Below are 14,611 nucleotides of genomic sequence, written 5' to 3'. Positions count from 1 at the left end.
GCGCGTATTTTCGGAAACCTCCTACAACATCCATTTGAAGCCGTGTAATAGCATCTTCGCCCCCCTCGCCACTTCTTGTAACAAAAATCGGTTCAGCTATCGCCCGCCCTGCCGATACAGGCCATCTACACGCTCGCTGGCCGCCAAAAACAACAATCTTCCAGCCAACTGACGATTAAGCCACACACCGTTTCTGGAGGATTTTCTATGAACAGCTGGTTCGCCAACATCAGTGTCAATCTCAAGCTGGGCCTGGGTTTTGGCCTGGTCCTGGCCCTTACGTGCGTCCTGGCCCTGACCGGCTGGACCAGCCTGGGCGGGCTGATTGACCGCAGCAACTGGATGAGTGACATCACCCAGCTCAATTCGGGACTGACCAAGCTGCGTATCACCCGCCTGCAGTACATGCTGGCCAACGGTGACGAGGCCACGGCGCAAACCGTGCAAACCGCCCTCGACGATTTCGAGGCCCAGCAGCAGAAACTGGCGTCGAGCTTCAAGAGCCCGGAAAACGTCAAGCTGCTCAAGGAACAAGGCACGATCATCGACGCCTACCAGCAGTCGCTGGGCAAGATGCGCAACGCCTACCGCACAGCCAACAGCGCGCGCCAGGCCATGGGCGAGAACGCCGAAAACGCCGCGAAACTGATCAATGACATCAAGCACCGCGTGCGCCAGTCGCCCCTGAGCGACCAGCGCTTCGAGCAGTTCCAGGCGATCAGCGAAACCCAGCAGCTATTGCTCATGACCCGCTACAACGTGCGCGGCTACATCCTCGACAACAACCCGGCCACCGAACGCCAAGCCACCGACCAGTTGGACGCGGCGATTGCCAGCCTCAAGCCTCTCGACAGCCACTTCGCCGATACCCAGCAAGACGCCCTGCGCCAACTCGAACGCTACCTGGGCAACTACCGCAGCGCGGTGCACTCCTTCAAGGCCGCCACCAGCGACGCGGCGCAGGCCCGGGCGGAGATGACCGTGCAGGGCAATGACATCCTCAGCCGCAGTGATGCGCTGTATCAGATCCAACTGGAGCGTCGCGATGCCGAAAGCGCCCAAGCCCGAACTCTGCAGCTGATCAGCGCGTTGCTGGCGTTGCTGGTGGGCGTGCTGGCTGCCGTGATCATTACCCGGCAGATCACCCGGCCGCTGCGCGAAACCCTGGCCGTGGTCGAGCGCATCGCCAGTGGCGACCTGACCCAAAACCTGCACGTCACCCGCCGCGATGAGCTGGGGGTGCTGCAACAAGGCATCGTGCGCATGGGTGTGACCCTGCGCGACTTGATCGGCGGCATCCGCGATGGCGTGACCCAGATCGCCAGCGCCGCCGAAGAGCTGTCGGCGGTCACCGAAGAAACCAGCGCCGGGGTCAACAGCCAGAAGATCGAGACCGATCAGGTGGCCACCGCCATGCATGAAATGACCGCCACCGTGCAGGAAGTGGCGCGCAACGCCGAGCAAGCCTCGCAAGCGGCAGCCGCCGCCGATGGCGAAGCCCGCGAAGGCGACAAGGTGGTCAACGAAGCGATCGACCAGATCGAACGCCTGGCCTGTGAAGTGGAGCGTTCCACCGCCGCCATGAGCGTGCTGCAACAGGAAAGCGACAAGATCGGCAGCGTGATGGACGTGATCAAGGCCGTGGCCGAACAGACCAACCTGCTGGCCCTCAACGCCGCCATCGAGGCGGCCCGGGCGGGTGAAGCCGGACGCGGTTTTGCCGTGGTGGCCGATGAAGTGCGCGGCCTGGCGCAGCGCACGCAAAAGTCCACCGAAGAGATCCAAACCCTGGTCGCCGCGCTCCAGAGCGGCACCCAACAAGTGGCCAACGTGATGACCAACAGCCGCAGCCTGACCGACAGCAGCGTCGAACTGACCCGCAAGGCCGGTGTGTCGCTGTCGAACATCACCCGCACGGTGTCGAACATCCAGTCGATGAACCAACAGATCGCCGCCGCTGCCGAGCAGCAAAGTGCCGTGGCCGAAGAGATCAGCCGCAGCATCGTCAACGTGCGCGACGTCAGCGAACAGACCGCCGCCGCCAGCGACGAAACCGCCGCGTCCAGCATTGAGCTGGCGCGCCTGGGCAATCAGCTGCAGATGATGGTCAGCCACTTCCGAGTCTGACCGCTACCGATAGGCGCGAGGCGCGCCCGCGAAGGCATTGGGTCGGTCACATTGATGTTGGCTGTGCCGCCGCCTTCGCGGGCAAGCCTTAATGCCAGTCAGTTAAGCGAAACCCACGTGGGAGCGAGCCTGCTCGCGATAGCAGTAGGTCAGTCAACGGAGATGTTGGCTGTGTTGCCGTCTTCGCGAGCAGGCTCGCTCCCACAGGTTTGGCGCCTTAACTGACTGGCATTAGGGCAAGCCTCGCTCCTACGGGTGGTGCGCGACCCAACGCAATCCCCACCTGTAGGTCGACGGTGGGCACAGGACCATTCCCCTACACCGACCCGTGGTGTGGAGCCGGGCTTGAAAACACGGTGGGAACGAGTCTGTCGGCCATTAGCGTCGGATCAGCCAACAGGGGAGTTCTACCTCGTTCCCACAAAAACGTTACGGCTCGCTTACCGCGTACCACGCTGGCGCAGGGCCGATGGCATGAAGTAGGCGTCTTCCGGCACTGGCTGGGCGAAGTCGACCGTCTCTGACTCTTCGTTGTCCAGGTTCTGCACGTAGTAGCGACGAGCTTGCAGGTCGTGGAAGACGTCCAGCGCGCTCCAGGTGGTCGGCAGGTCGTAGAAGTTCTTCAGGTAACCCATCGATACCCGCCACAGTTCCCCGCGACCGTCGTACTGATCGACGATGGCGGCACCCCAGCTGTCTTCATCCAGGTACAGCGTGCGCTTGGAGTAGATATGGCGCGAGCCCGGCTTGAGCGTGCCTTCCACTACCCACACCCGGTGCAGTTCGTAGCGGGTGAATTTCGGGTTGAGGTGCCCAGGCGTGAGCAGCTCGGCGTATTTCACGTCGGGGGCGCCGACCTTGTAGTTGTTGTAGGGGATGTAGACCTCTTGCTTGCCCTTGAGCTTCCAGTCGTAGCGGTCCGGCGAGCCGTTGAACAGGTCGGTGTCATCGGCGGTGCGCAGACCGTCGGACGAGGCGATGGGCGTGTCGTAGGCCAGGTTCGGCGCACGACGGACGCGACGCTGGCCGGCGTCGTAGACCCAGGCTTGGCGCGGGTCCTTGAGCTGGTCGAGGGTCTCGTGGATCAGGGCGGCGCCACCGGCCAGGCGGGCCGGGCTTTTCACGAAGGCCAAGTAATAGAACAGGATGTTCTTCAGGTCAGCGAACTGACCGCCCGGGCGGTAGTAGTTGAACAGCGCTTCTTGCTGCGACGTCACCAGGGCGAAGCTGCCGTTGCGCTGCACCGGGGCTTCGGACGCACGGCGTACGACGTAGATGCCGCGGTAGCGGGTGATGTGGTTCCACAGTGCCTCGACGCCATCCTTGGGCACCGGGAACGGCACACCGCCATAGGCTTCGGAGAAGCCGCTGCCGCCATCCAGCAGCTTGGCGCTGGTGGCGTTCTTGAAGGTGTTGTCGTACAGCCACTGCGGCGCCGAACCCGAACGACGGCTGGTGTAGACCGGCATCTGGAAGGTGTCGGGGTAGCTGTTGAACAGGGCGATCTGGCCCGCGCTCAGGTGAGCCTTGTACTGCTCGAGGTTGGCCTTGGTGATGGTGAACTCAGGCTTGTCCGAGGCGTACGGGTCGGGGTGATGCTGGCCCGGCTTGTAGCCCGCCGGGGCCTGGGTGATCCCGCCGGTCCAGGCCGGGATGGTGCCGGCCGCGTTGCCAGCCCGCTCGGCGCCCAGCGGCGTGAGGGTGGTCTTGAGCTGTTGGGCCTGGTCGGCCGAGATGGCCGCCAGCGCACTGCCGGCTGCCAGGCTCAGGACCAGTGCCAGGGTGGTCTTCAATAATCGTGGTGTGTGACGCATGGAGGTTCTCCGAAATAAAGGTGCCCCCCCGTGGGAGCGAGCCTGCTCGCGAAATCGCGCTATCAGGCAACATCGCTGTTGACTGACACGCCCGCTTCGCGAGCAGGCTCGCTCCCACAGGGGGCGCACTTAACTGACTATGGCACTCACAAGAAGTACTTGAGGTTGAAGCCAACGTTGTCACGGTCACGAATGCTGTTGTTCTGGCCACCGCCGTAGAACTCGGTGTACTGCAGCTCCGCTTCCAGCTTGTTCTGGTAGTTGGCCTTGATCCCCAAGGTGTAGGCCTTGCGACCTTCGATGGTGTTGCCGGCCTGGTAGCTGTTGCCCTTGAAGTCGTCTTTGTAGACCACGTACGGCGAGACGTTGACCCCGGCGTACACGTCGTTCCAGGTGCCGTTGACCATCAGGGTGTAGCTGTAGGAATCGCGATTGATCTGATCGTCGCGATCACCGCCCGAGACATAGGAGGTGTTGCCGGTGCCGGCGTAGTAGCGGTTGCTGCCGTCGTAGGCGGTGTATTGCAGGCTGCTGCCGCGCAAGTGCTCGGAGGCCAGTTCGAACACGCCGAACATCGAATCGAACGACAGGGTCGGGCCGAAGTTGTAGATGCTGCCCAGCGAGGTGTTGAACGCTTCCACGCGCTCGGCGTTGTTGATCTGGCTGTCGAGGGTGACCATCTGCCCGCCGACGTTGATCGCCTGGCCGGTGACCGCCGCGGCTGCGCCGTTGGCCAGGTCGCCGATCAGGTCGTTGGTTGCCGCGATGCCAATCGGCAGGTTCGGTCGGTAGGCCAACTCACCGAAGACCGACGCCTGGCCCAAGGTGGTGTTGAAGCTGAAGCCATACATGCGGATGTCTTCGGCGTAGCGACGATTGGCCTGGATGTTGCCCATCACGTCGGCGGTGGCCAGGCCGCTGGCCAATGCACCGGCCTGGCTACCGGCCAGGCCGCTCAGCATAGTGGTCAGGGCGTCCATGTCGATGCCCTTGTAGCCGCCCAGGTTGGCGGCGATGGTCGGCTCCTTGGCGTGGTAGTTGACCATGTACAGGCCGAACTCGGTGCTGTTGAGTTGTTCGGCGATGTAGCGGAAGGCGAAGCCGAACTGGCCGTCGTTACGCGCGTTGATGTCCTTGCCGATGGACGCCACCTTGAGGGTGTTGCCGTAGGCCGGGGTCACGCCGTTGGCGTACAGGCCGGTGGTCTTGAGCGCATCGCTGAGCATGGGGTTGTTGCCCAGGGCGCTGTACAGGCCAATGACGTTGCCAAACACCGGCACCGGGGTGTCGAGGGCGGTGCCGCTGAAGTTGTTGTAGCCGGTGTTGCCGCCGTCGGCGAACAGGTCGCCCTGGGAATAGAAGGTGCCAACCGGGTCGATGCGGGTTTCTTTCCAGTTGGTCTGGTAGAAGGTTTCCATCGTCAGGTTGTCGGTCAGGCCGATGTTGAAGCTGATCGCCTCCACCGGCATCAGCACTTCCTTGACCTCGGCGCCCGGCAAGCGGTACTTGGCCGCGTCCACCGGGTTGGTGGTGTTGATGCCACCGCGATAGAAAATGCCCTCGCCCCAGTTGAACACCTGGCGCCCCAGGCGCGCGGTGACGGGCATCGAGGCCACGTCCCAGTTGCCGTAGACATAGGCGTCGAGCATCTCGACCCGGCTGCCGGCGATGTCGCGGGTGGCGTCGGTGAAGTGGTCGTCGTGGGGGGAGCTCTGGCTCGGTTGCGACGGGCTGTTGTTGCTGTAGTAGTCGTTGCGCTTGTCCATCAACTGGGTGTCATAGAACGCGGTGCCGCGCATGAACACCCCGTAGTTCTGGTAGTTGGCTTCCAGCTCGGAGGTGATCTTGTACACCTCGGAAACCAGGCCGGTATCGAAGTTGCGATTGCCGTCGTTGGTGTTGACGTCATCGTTGTTCTTGTCCCGGCCCTGGACCCGATACAGGCGGCCATAGGACAACGTGCTGTCTATCGAGCCGGTGACCTGTTTGTCCAGCACGCTGAACTCCACGGCCTGCGCCCCGTCGACGGCGAACAGTTGCAGCAGTCCCGCCAACCCGACGCCCGGCAGTGCGACCGCCGACAGACCTGAACGAATCCTCATTGCGTGTTCCTCCCTTTAAAACTGATCTTGTTGTTTTTGTGTGGCCCGGGCGCTCTATGGCGTCTCGGGCTTAGCCATGCCGGCACCCACGTAGTTGCGGCTGTGGGCGCCGAAGTGCCCGATCAATTGCAGCAACTGCTGGTTGAGAGCGGGGTGGTCGTAATCTTCGCGCTGCACCTGGTTGCCGGCGCTGAAACGGGTGGTCGGTGGCGCGGTGTCCAGCCATTGGCCGATGGCCGCGTCGAACGCAGCGGCCTGGGCCGCAGACTCGGCGCTGACCACGTTCGTCAGGTAGTCCACCGAATACGGCGGGTAGCTGGCGTCCCGGCGGGTATCGGCATAGGCCGCCAGCATCGGATGCGGCTGACCGCTCAGCAGCAGGCGCGAGAGCCAGGTGAATTGGTACTTCTCGACTTCCGTGTGGCGCGTGGCGACGCGTTCGATGGCGGCTTTTTTGTCGGTGTCGAAACCGGCCAGGGCCTTGCCTTCCATCAGCAGCATGCTGGGCAGGTCGACACCCGGCAGCGGCTTGGCGTGATAGGGCTGGGTCAGGTCCTGGATGTGGTGCAGGCCCCAGCCGAGAAACCGGTAGCCCCAATAAGGATGCCCGGTGGCAAACGCCAGGCGCGACAAGCCCAGGTATTGATAGGCCCGCCATTGCGGCCAACTGCGCTGCAGGAAACCGGCAGCGGCGTACACCACCGGGCTTTCATGGAAGAAGCCCATGTGGAACGGGGCCTGGGAGCTGAACTGGAAGCGCGCATCGCCAAACGGCTGCGGGCCGAAGCCGTACAGCGCGGCGACTGGGCCCGGGTTGTCGCTGAACAGGTTGATGTCGTGGCCGTAGTCCGGCTCGTCGGCCGCACTGGCCAGCACCGCCACCGGGCTCACGGCCTCCCCGCTGGTCAGCTGCACGAAGCGTTGCTGGTTCCACGGAGAGAGGGTCTGCGCCACCATCACCTGCTCGGCCTTGAGGTGCGGGTGTGCCGGCATGTCCTGCCCCGGCAGCGGCTGGATCACCATCGACAGGTGGATCAACGGATTGACGCGCAGGGCGTGCAGCAAGGCTTGTGACAGATCGTCCGGGGGCGTCGCGGGCAGTTTCAGGCTGTCGGGGCGTGGCGGGTAGGCGTTGAAATGTTCGCGGGCGAAACGCTCCTGCTCGTCCAGCAATTGCGCCACGGCGCTGTACTGCTGGGCGACAAATTGCGCCAGGGGCTCGACTTCGACCGGTGCGGCGTCACGCAAGGCGGGAACGTCCTGCAACGCCAGGTAGCTGCCCACCGTATGGTTGGACCAGCCCCAGGCTGCCGGGGCTGCGGTGCAAAGCAGCAGCAGGAGGAATCGGGGCATCATCGGCTTTTCGCTCTTATTGGATGGCTACGTTGAGGGGGAGCCTAACAATCGACCCCGGTGCTGACACTGTCCAATCTGGCCAAAAAAGCTCTCCGATGGCGCCATGCCAGCACGAAACCTGGCGCCAAATCCCCGGAGCAGCACAGATCCCACGCTGGATCTGTGCTGGACACGTAACCTGTGCTCGACACCGCCCCCTGTGGGAGCAACTGTCTTAGCCATGCCGCTCGTCACCGCCATTGCGAGCAGGAATCTGGGTTGAGCCCGTAGGAGCGAGGCTTGCCCGCGAACCGGCCAGCCCATTCAACATTGATGTCGCCAGACTTACCGCCTTCGCGGGCAAGCCTCGCTCCTACAAGGAATTGAGCTGCCCCCGGATGTGTGTTCGCCGTGGACCAGGGTGGGAGCGGGCTTGCCCGCGAATGCAATCTGCCAACCGATATCAATGTTGACTGACCCGACGCTTTCGCGAGCAAGCCCGCTCCCACAGGGGATTTACGGTGTTGATGAGTGCATCGTCAGGCCGGGTAGCCGGTGATCTGCCGGATGCTCTGGTACAACGGCTTGAGCTGGCGATACATGCGCAGGTAGACCTCGCTGTACAGCCGCTGATAGATCGCCTGGGCCTCGGGATTCGGGGTGAACACCTCGCCGACCCGGGTCATCGCGGCCATGGCCGAGGGGAAGTCCGCATGCAGCCCGAGCCCCACCGAACAAGCAATCGCCGCCCCCAGGCCGGAGGCCTCATACACATGGGGCCGCTCGGCCGGCAAGCCGAAAATGTCCGCCGTCAGTTGCATCGCCGCGTCGCTCTGGGAACCGCCGCCGGCCACCCGCAGGCGGGTGATCGACACCTTGGAGCGGCTTTCGATCTTCTCCATGCCCTGGCGCAACGCGTAGGCCAGCCCCTCAAGGATCGCCCGGTAGATGTGCGCGCGGGTGTGCACGTCGCCAAAGCCGATCATCGCGCCCTTGGCTTCCATCCCCGGGTCACGAATCCCCGGCGACCAGTACGGTTGCAGCATCAACCCCATGGAACCGGCCGGCACTGCATTGACCAGCGCGTCGAACAGTTGCTCCGGCTCCAGCCCCAGCTCCTTGGCCTGTTGCATTTCCCGCAGGCCAAACTCGTTCTTGAACCAACTGACCATCCAATAGCCGCGATAGATCATCACCTCGCAGTTGTAGCGATCGGGCATGGCGGCCGGGTACGGCGGAATCAGCGGGACGATTTCCAGGTAGCGCGAGCGGGTGCTGGTGATCGTCGCCGTGGTGCCATAGGACAGGCACACCGTGTTGGCGTCGACCACGCCTGAGCCCAGCACCTCGCAGGCCTTGTCGGCACCGGCGGCGATCAGCGGCAAGCCCTCGGGAATGCCGGTGTGGCGGCTGGCCTCGGCGCTGATCTGGCCCAGGGTTTCCCCCGGTTTGTAGAGGGTTGGCAGTTGCTCGGGACGCACCGCCAGCGCCTGCCACTTCCAGTCGCCGGGCGCGGCCCAGCGCAGGTGCTTGAAGTCGAACGGCAGGTAGCCGACGCAGCCGCCCACCGAGTCGACGAAGCGCCCGCACAGGCGATGGGTGAGAAAGCCCGACAGCAGCAGGAACTTGTCGGTAGCCGCCCACACCTCGGGCTGGTGGCGGGCGATCCAGTTGGCCTCGGCCTGGGCGCGGAAGTAGTCCACGGTGGCCTGGGCACCGATCAGCTTGAACAGCCAGCCCCACGGACCCTTGATCCCGCCTTCGACCTCGGTCTGGCGCTGGTCGAGCCACAGGATCGCCGGGCGCAATGCCTGGCCTTGCGCGTCGACGTTGATCAACGTGCCGCGCTGGGTGGTCAGGGACACGCCGGCAATCAGCGAACGGTCGATGCCGGTTTGCGCCCACAGTTGCTGGCAGGCTTCGCCCAGCTTGGCCCAGTAGTAATCCGGGTCCTGCTCGGCCCAGCCGGGCTGCGTGGAGTAATAGGCCTGGAGTTCGACCTTGCCTTTGCCCAGCAGATTGCCCTGCAGGTCGAACAACAACGCCCGCACGCTCTGGGTGCCATTGTCGATTGCCAGCAGGTAACGCGTGTTCGGATGGTTATCCATGGAGCTCTCTTTGATGGGCATCAGTGCGTGGCATCCGGTAAACCGTGATGGCGTTGCCACAACGCCCGGTAACGCGCTTCTTGCGCCAGCCAGCGCTCGTCACTCCACCCCAGCCGTGGCTGGCACAGCCGGCGAATGGCGGGCAGGTACTGCGCCGCGCCCTCGGGTAACAACAGGCCAAGCCGGGTGCGGCGCAGCAGCAGGTCATCGAGGTACAAGACCATCTCCGTGTCGCAGGCCAAGGCCAGCTCGGCCCACAAGGTGTCGCTGGCGCCCACGGTGTCGTGGCCCAGTTCGGCCAACAGCAGCGCCAACCGGGGCAGATCCCGGCCATGGCGCCCGGCCAGCCGCCGCCATTGGCGCGCACTCACGCTCGACAGGGGCAGCGCGACCACCGGCGCAAACACCGGCGCACCGTCATCCACCACCTCGCGACCGAGCATCGCCCCGCAGGCCTGGAGCACTTCGATGGCCTGCGGGCGAAAGGTGGTCAGCTTGCCGCCGGCCAGGGTCACGCAGCCGGGCTCCTGCCACAGCACGTGCTCGCGGGTTTCATTGGACGGCGCGCCCTCGCCGCTGCCGACCACCGGGCGCACCCCCGACCAGGTCGACAACACATCCGCCGCGCCCACCCGGGCCTGGGGGAATTGCTGGGCGCAGGCGGCCAGCAGGTAGTCGAGTTCTTCCAGGCTGATCCTGGCGCTCTGGTCCAGGTCCTCGGTGTGATCCAGGTCGGTGGTGCCGACCACCGTCGCGCCTTCCCACGGGAAGACGAACACCGGGCGCCGGTCATGCTCGTGGAGGAAGGTGAACGCCTGGGCCACCGGCAGGCGCCAGCCCGGCAGCAACAGATGACTGCCACGCAGCGGACGCAACTGACGCGGCACATCGGTCGGGCGCAAGCGCTCGGCCCAGGCGCCGGTGGCCACGGCCAGGGTGCGGCAACGCACCTGCAACGGCTCGCCGCCCTCGCTGTCTTCGACCTGCACCCCGCAGACCCGGCCGTTCTCACGCAGCAACTGCTGCACCCGCACGCCGTTGAGCGCCAGGGCGCCGTCGGCCCGAGCCTCGCTGAGCACGCGCATCACCAGTCGCGCGTCGTCGGTCAGGGCGTCGACAAAGCAGGTGCCGCCGAGCAAGTCGTGGTCCTTGAGGCCCGGCGCCAGGTAGCCCAGTTGCTGCGCAGTGTGAAAGCGATGGCTGCGCCGCCCCGCCAGGGCGTCGTACACCGTGAGCAAGCCGCCCATGACCCGTGGCCCGGGAAAGCCGCCACGGTAGTGCGGCATCATGAAGCTCATCGGTTCGACCAGCCCCGGCGCTTCGTCCAGCAAGCGCTGGCGCTCGCGCACCGAGTCGCGGGTCAGGCGCCACTGGCCCTTGGCGATGTAGCGCAAGCCGCCATGGACCATCTTCGAGGAGCGGCTGGAGGTGCCCCAGGCGAAATCCCGTTGCTCCAGCAACAGGCAACGCCAGCCACGGCGCGCCGCTTCACGCAGGATGCCGGCGCCACTGATGCCGCCGCCGATCACGATCAGGTCCCAGGTCTCATCCGCCAGGGTCGGCAGCACCTGCTGTCGCCACGCGGCATTCCAGTCCAGGCTCATCGCCTTACTCCTGCAACAACGTGCCGGGGTTCAAGCGCCCGGCCGGGTCGAAGTGCCGGCTCAGCGCTTGCAGGGTGTCCATCGCCAGGGCGCCCTTCTCCCGTGGCAGGTACGGCGCGTGGTCCTTGCCCACGCCGTGTTGGTGACTAATGGTGCCGTGGTTGTCGACGATGGTCTGGCTGGCGGCGTGCTTGAGCGCCTGCCAGCGGGCCAGCGTGGCCGGGTAGTCCGCCGCCGGGCGGAACACGTAGGTGGTGTAGATGCTCGACCCTTCGCCATACACATGGGACAGGTGAGTGAACACGTGGACCTGCTCGCCCTCGGCCGCCAGGCCCGCGCGCAGGCTGTCTTCGACGCGGTTCAACAGGTTGTCGACGTTGCTCCAGTCGGTGGCGGTCTCCAGGGTGTCGACCACGTAGCCGGCGTTCCACAGGTTCTCGCGCAGGTACGGGAAGCGGAAGCGGTTCTGCGCCCACTTCTTGCCCAGCAGGGTGCCGGTGAACACCCCGCCGAAGGCCTTGAGGTGCTTGCGCGCCTGGCGCAGGGACAGCGCGTTCTGCTGGCGGTTGCCGGTGACGCCGAAGGTCAGCATGCATTTGCCGGCCCCGGCACCGCGCAGGGCCAGGTACTTCTCCAGCCAGGCAATCTGCTGCGGATGACCGGCCAGGGCCAACTGGGTTTCGGTCTCCACGGCGTTGGACAGGCGCAGCATCGACAGCGGTACGCGGGCCTGGGCCAGCTGGCGGATGGCTTGCAGGGCGTGGTTCCAGTCGGGCAGGAACACCCCATAGAAACGCTCGTCGTCCGGCAGCGGGCTGATCCGCACCTTGACCTCGGAGATGATCCCGAAGCGCCCTTCGCTGCCCAGCACCACCTCACGCAAGTCCGGCCCGGCCGCCGAGGCCGGGAAGGTGGCGATGGCCATGGGGCCGGCGAAGGTTTCCAGGGTGCCACCGGCAAACATCTGCTCGATGCGCCCGTAGCGCAACGATTGCTGGCCACTGGAACGACTGGCGACCCAGCCGCCGAGGGTCGACAGCTCCCAGGACTGGGGGAAGTGGCCGAGGGTGTAGCCCTTGGCGCGCAATTGGCTTTCGACCTGCGGCCCCGTGGCGCCAGGGCCGAAGGTGGCCAGCAGGCTCTGCTCGTCGAGGTCCAGCAGGCGATTCATATGGGCCAGGGACACGGTCAGCACCGGACGCGTCGAGGCCGGCGGATTGATGTGCCCGGCCACCGACGTGCCGCCGCCGTAGGGGATCAGGCACAGGTCTTGATCCTGGGCCAGCGCCAGCAACTGGCGGATGTGCTCGGCACTCTCGGGGAACGCCACGGCATCCGGATACAACCCCGGCGCACCCTCGCGCAGCGCCAGCCAGTCCGCCAGGCTCTGGCCACGGGCGTGCAGCAAGCGGTCCTCGGCACTGACGCTGTACAGCGCGTGCGCCGCCAGGCGTGAAGCCGGCACCCTGGCCAGCGCCGTCTCCAGCGTGGCATCGGGCAGCGCCCGCCCGGTCCCCACCCGCGCGGCGAGAAACCCCGCGCCCTGGGCCGGCAACTCGACCACCGTGCTTGCATCTCCCCAGCCATTCCAGCGTCGCATGCGTGTGTCCTTTTGCGGATTCTTCAAGGTGTCATTTCAGGCGCCTATGTTAGTCAGCCGCCAAAACCTGTCACGGTCGCATCCGGCCAGTTCGAGTAGCCAATTGAGTCATCCTGACCGGCCGGTTCCAGGCATTTACTTTAGCTGTGCTTTGCCCGTACCTTTCAGGGTCTGCACCTGCGCCCGCACCTGTCTCGATCAAAGGACCCCGATCATGCACTCCCTCGGCTACACCTCGGTCCCGCCGCTGCTCAAGTATTTGCGTCACGCCGAACAACTGGGCGTGGCCATTGAGCCGGCGCTGGCGGCGGCGGGGCTGCAGGCCGAACAGTTGAACGACAACAGCCTGCGCTTGCCGGGCGAAGCCCATGAACACTTGCTCGACTACTTTTGCGAGCACTCGGGCGATCCGTTGTTCGGCCTCAACGCAGCGCGGTTCGTCTTGCCCAACTCCTGGAGCGTGTTGGGCTACATCACCATGAACTGCGCGACACTGGGCGATGCCATGAGCCGCATCATGCCGTTCGAGAAACTGGTCGGGGACATGGGCACCAGCCGCGCCGAACTGCACGCCCAGCACGTGCACCTGATCTGGACCTGCCGCCACCAACGCCCGCGCATCCGCCGCCACCTGGTGGAGAACGTCCTAGGCTCATGGTTGCAATATGCGCGCTGGATCGCCGATACCCAGCTCACGGCCGAGGCAGTGTGGTTCGAGCATGCCCAACCCGCCGACACCACGCTGGCCCAGTACGAGGAGTTCTTCAACTGCCCGGTGCTGTTCAGCCAGCCCTACTCGGCACTGATCGTGCCCCTGCCGTACCTGCAACTGCCCCTGCGCCAGTCCGATGCACAGTTGCTGCGCACCCTGGAGGAACATGCCCTGGGATTGATGGCGACCCTGGAGGACGCCTCGCTGGAGCAGCGGGTGAAGAACATCCTGCGCCAACTGCTGAAGGAGGGACTGCCGCGCAAGGAACAAGTGGCCGAGCAGTTCGCGATCTCCGTGCGCACCCTGCAACGCCAACTGCACCAGGCCGGCACCTCATACCAACACATCCTCGACGACCTGCGCCAGGAACTGGCCGAGCACTACCTGCTCAACAGCACCCTGCCGATCCAGGACATCGCCCAATACCTGGGCTTCACCGAACCGCGCTCATTCCACCGCACCTTCAAAAGCCGACGCGGCATGCCACCGGGCGAATTCCGGCAGATGCACCGGGCGGCGCATCCAGACAGCTGACGCCGTCTTTTTATAGGTGGGAGCGAGCCTGCTCGCGAAGGCGGTGGGCCAGCCACCCTGGACATCGACTGGAAAAATGCCTTCGCGAGCAGGCTCGCTCCCACAAGGGCTATCGGCCTGGAGCGATCCGTTCAAACACAGACTGCGTTGGTGAACACCAGCCGATTGCCGAACGGGTCGATGATCCTCATGTCCTCACTGCCCCACGGCGTGGTCTCGATGCCGGGCTTGGCGTAGCGGTAATCCTTGGCCAGCAGTTGCTGGTGAAACGCCTGCAACGCATCGGTCTCGATCCGCAACGCCGCACCCGGCGAACCATCACCGTGGTGCTCGGACAAATGCAACACACACTCGCCACGGGACACCTGCAGGTACAACGGGAAGTTCGCCTCGAAACGGTGCTGCCAATCGAGGGTGAACCCCAGGAACTCAACGTAGAACTCCACGGCCTTGGCTTCGTCGAAGATACGCAGGATGGGGGTGGTCTTTCCAAAGTTCAGGGTGGGGCTCCCTGATTGAAGGGCTGATCATATACACACGAGCGGCAGACCACCGCAACGGATGCGCCCCTCACCTCGGACATGATTGGGGCTGCGGTAACTGCAGCGCGGTATTGATCGGGTACTGGGGGCTGCCATAGGCGTGGCAGGAGGTGGTGACTTGTACTTCGTCACA

At 64.8% G+C, this 14,611-nt stretch carries 9 protein-coding genes; 2 read left to right on the top strand and 7 right to left on the bottom strand.

Annotated elements, in window-relative coordinates:
- The first annotated feature begins 207 nt into the window (after positions 1-207).
- Positions 208-2,127, top strand: a complete 1,920-nt coding sequence (locus BMW74_RS20495; RefSeq protein WP_093425830.1) for a HAMP domain-containing methyl-accepting chemotaxis protein — start codon at positions 208-210, stop codon at positions 2,125-2,127.
- Between the two features lie 440 nt (positions 2,128-2,567).
- On the opposite strand, the gene BMW74_RS20490 is transcribed toward BMW74_RS20495, so the two are convergent.
- The 6 genes from BMW74_RS20490 to BMW74_RS20465 all read right to left on the bottom strand — a co-directional run bounded on the left by BMW74_RS20490 (position 2,568) and on the right by BMW74_RS20465 (position 12,690).
- Positions 2,568-3,941, bottom strand: a complete 1,374-nt coding sequence (locus tag BMW74_RS20490) for a DUF1329 domain-containing protein (protein ID WP_093425827.1) — start codon at positions 3,939-3,941, stop codon at positions 2,568-2,570.
- Between the two features lie 146 nt (positions 3,942-4,087).
- Positions 4,088-6,043, bottom strand: coding sequence for a DUF1302 domain-containing protein (locus BMW74_RS20485; protein ID WP_093425824.1), 1,956 nt, complete (start codon positions 6,041-6,043; stop codon positions 4,088-4,090).
- Between the two features lie 54 nt (positions 6,044-6,097).
- A complete protein-coding gene (locus BMW74_RS20480; RefSeq protein ID WP_093425821.1) occupies positions 6,098-7,399 on the bottom strand; it encodes a phospholipase C/P1 nuclease family protein in 1,302 nt (433 codons plus the stop codon).
- Between the two features lie 518 nt (positions 7,400-7,917).
- Positions 7,918-9,486 carry an FGGY-family carbohydrate kinase gene (locus tag BMW74_RS20475; protein WP_093425817.1) on the bottom strand — a complete coding sequence of 523 codons (1,569 nt, stop codon included), beginning with the start codon at positions 9,484-9,486 and terminating at the stop codon, positions 7,918-7,920.
- 20 nt (positions 9,487-9,506) lie between these two features.
- Positions 9,507-11,090 (bottom strand): glycerol-3-phosphate dehydrogenase/oxidase, encoded by a 1,584-nt coding sequence (locus tag BMW74_RS20470; protein ID WP_093425815.1) that lies wholly within the window; start codon positions 11,088-11,090, stop codon positions 9,507-9,509.
- A 4-nt stretch (positions 11,091-11,094) separates the two neighbouring features.
- Positions 11,095-12,690 carry an FAD-binding oxidoreductase gene (locus BMW74_RS20465; protein ID WP_093425812.1) on the bottom strand — a complete coding sequence of 532 codons (1,596 nt, stop codon included), beginning with the start codon at positions 12,688-12,690 and terminating at the stop codon, positions 11,095-11,097.
- 214 nt (positions 12,691-12,904) lie between these two features.
- On the opposite strand from BMW74_RS20465, the gene BMW74_RS20460 reads away from it, so the two are divergent.
- Positions 12,905-13,936 carry an AraC family transcriptional regulator GliR gene (locus tag BMW74_RS20460; RefSeq protein WP_093425809.1) on the top strand — a complete coding sequence of 344 codons (1,032 nt, stop codon included), beginning with the start codon at positions 12,905-12,907 and terminating at the stop codon, positions 13,934-13,936.
- A 131-nt stretch (positions 13,937-14,067) separates the two neighbouring features.
- On the opposite strand, the gene BMW74_RS20455 is transcribed toward BMW74_RS20460, so the two are convergent.
- Positions 14,068-14,436 carry a glyoxalase superfamily protein gene (locus tag BMW74_RS20455; RefSeq protein ID WP_093425806.1) on the bottom strand — a complete coding sequence of 123 codons (369 nt, stop codon included), beginning with the start codon at positions 14,434-14,436 and terminating at the stop codon, positions 14,068-14,070.
- Positions 14,437-14,611 lie beyond the last annotated feature (175 nt).

Source organism: Pseudomonas sp. ok272 (genome assembly GCF_900109995.1).
In the GTDB taxonomy this organism is placed as follows: domain Bacteria; phylum Pseudomonadota; class Gammaproteobacteria; order Pseudomonadales; family Pseudomonadaceae; genus Aquipseudomonas.
Note: the sequence above shows the minus strand (reverse complement) of the source record. Positions and strands in the feature narration are given on the sequence as shown.

Excerpts from the sequence above, each read along its gene's own strand:
- BMW74_RS20475 (WP_093425817.1), bottom strand. The coding sequence starts at position 9,486 with ATGGATAACCATCCGAACACGCGTTACCTGCTGGCAATCGACAATGGC.
- BMW74_RS20480 (WP_093425821.1), bottom strand. The coding sequence starts at position 7,399 with ATGATGCCCCGATTCCTCCTGCTGCTGCTTTGCACCGCAGCCCCGGCA.
- BMW74_RS20490 (WP_093425827.1), bottom strand. The coding sequence starts at position 3,941 with ATGCGTCACACACCACGATTATTGAAGACCACCCTGGCACTGGTCCTG.
- BMW74_RS20465 (WP_093425812.1), bottom strand. The coding sequence starts at position 12,690 with ATGCGACGCTGGAATGGCTGGGGAGATGCAAGCACGGTGGTCGAGTTG.
- BMW74_RS20460 (WP_093425809.1), top strand. The coding sequence starts at position 12,905 with ATGCACTCCCTCGGCTACACCTCGGTCCCGCCGCTGCTCAAGTATTTG.
- BMW74_RS20485 (WP_093425824.1), bottom strand. The coding sequence starts at position 6,043 with ATGAGGATTCGTTCAGGTCTGTCGGCGGTCGCACTGCCGGGCGTCGGG.
- BMW74_RS20470 (WP_093425815.1), bottom strand. The coding sequence starts at position 11,090 with ATGAGCCTGGACTGGAATGCCGCGTGGCGACAGCAGGTGCTGCCGACC.
- BMW74_RS20495 (WP_093425830.1), top strand. The coding sequence starts at position 208 with ATGAACAGCTGGTTCGCCAACATCAGTGTCAATCTCAAGCTGGGCCTG.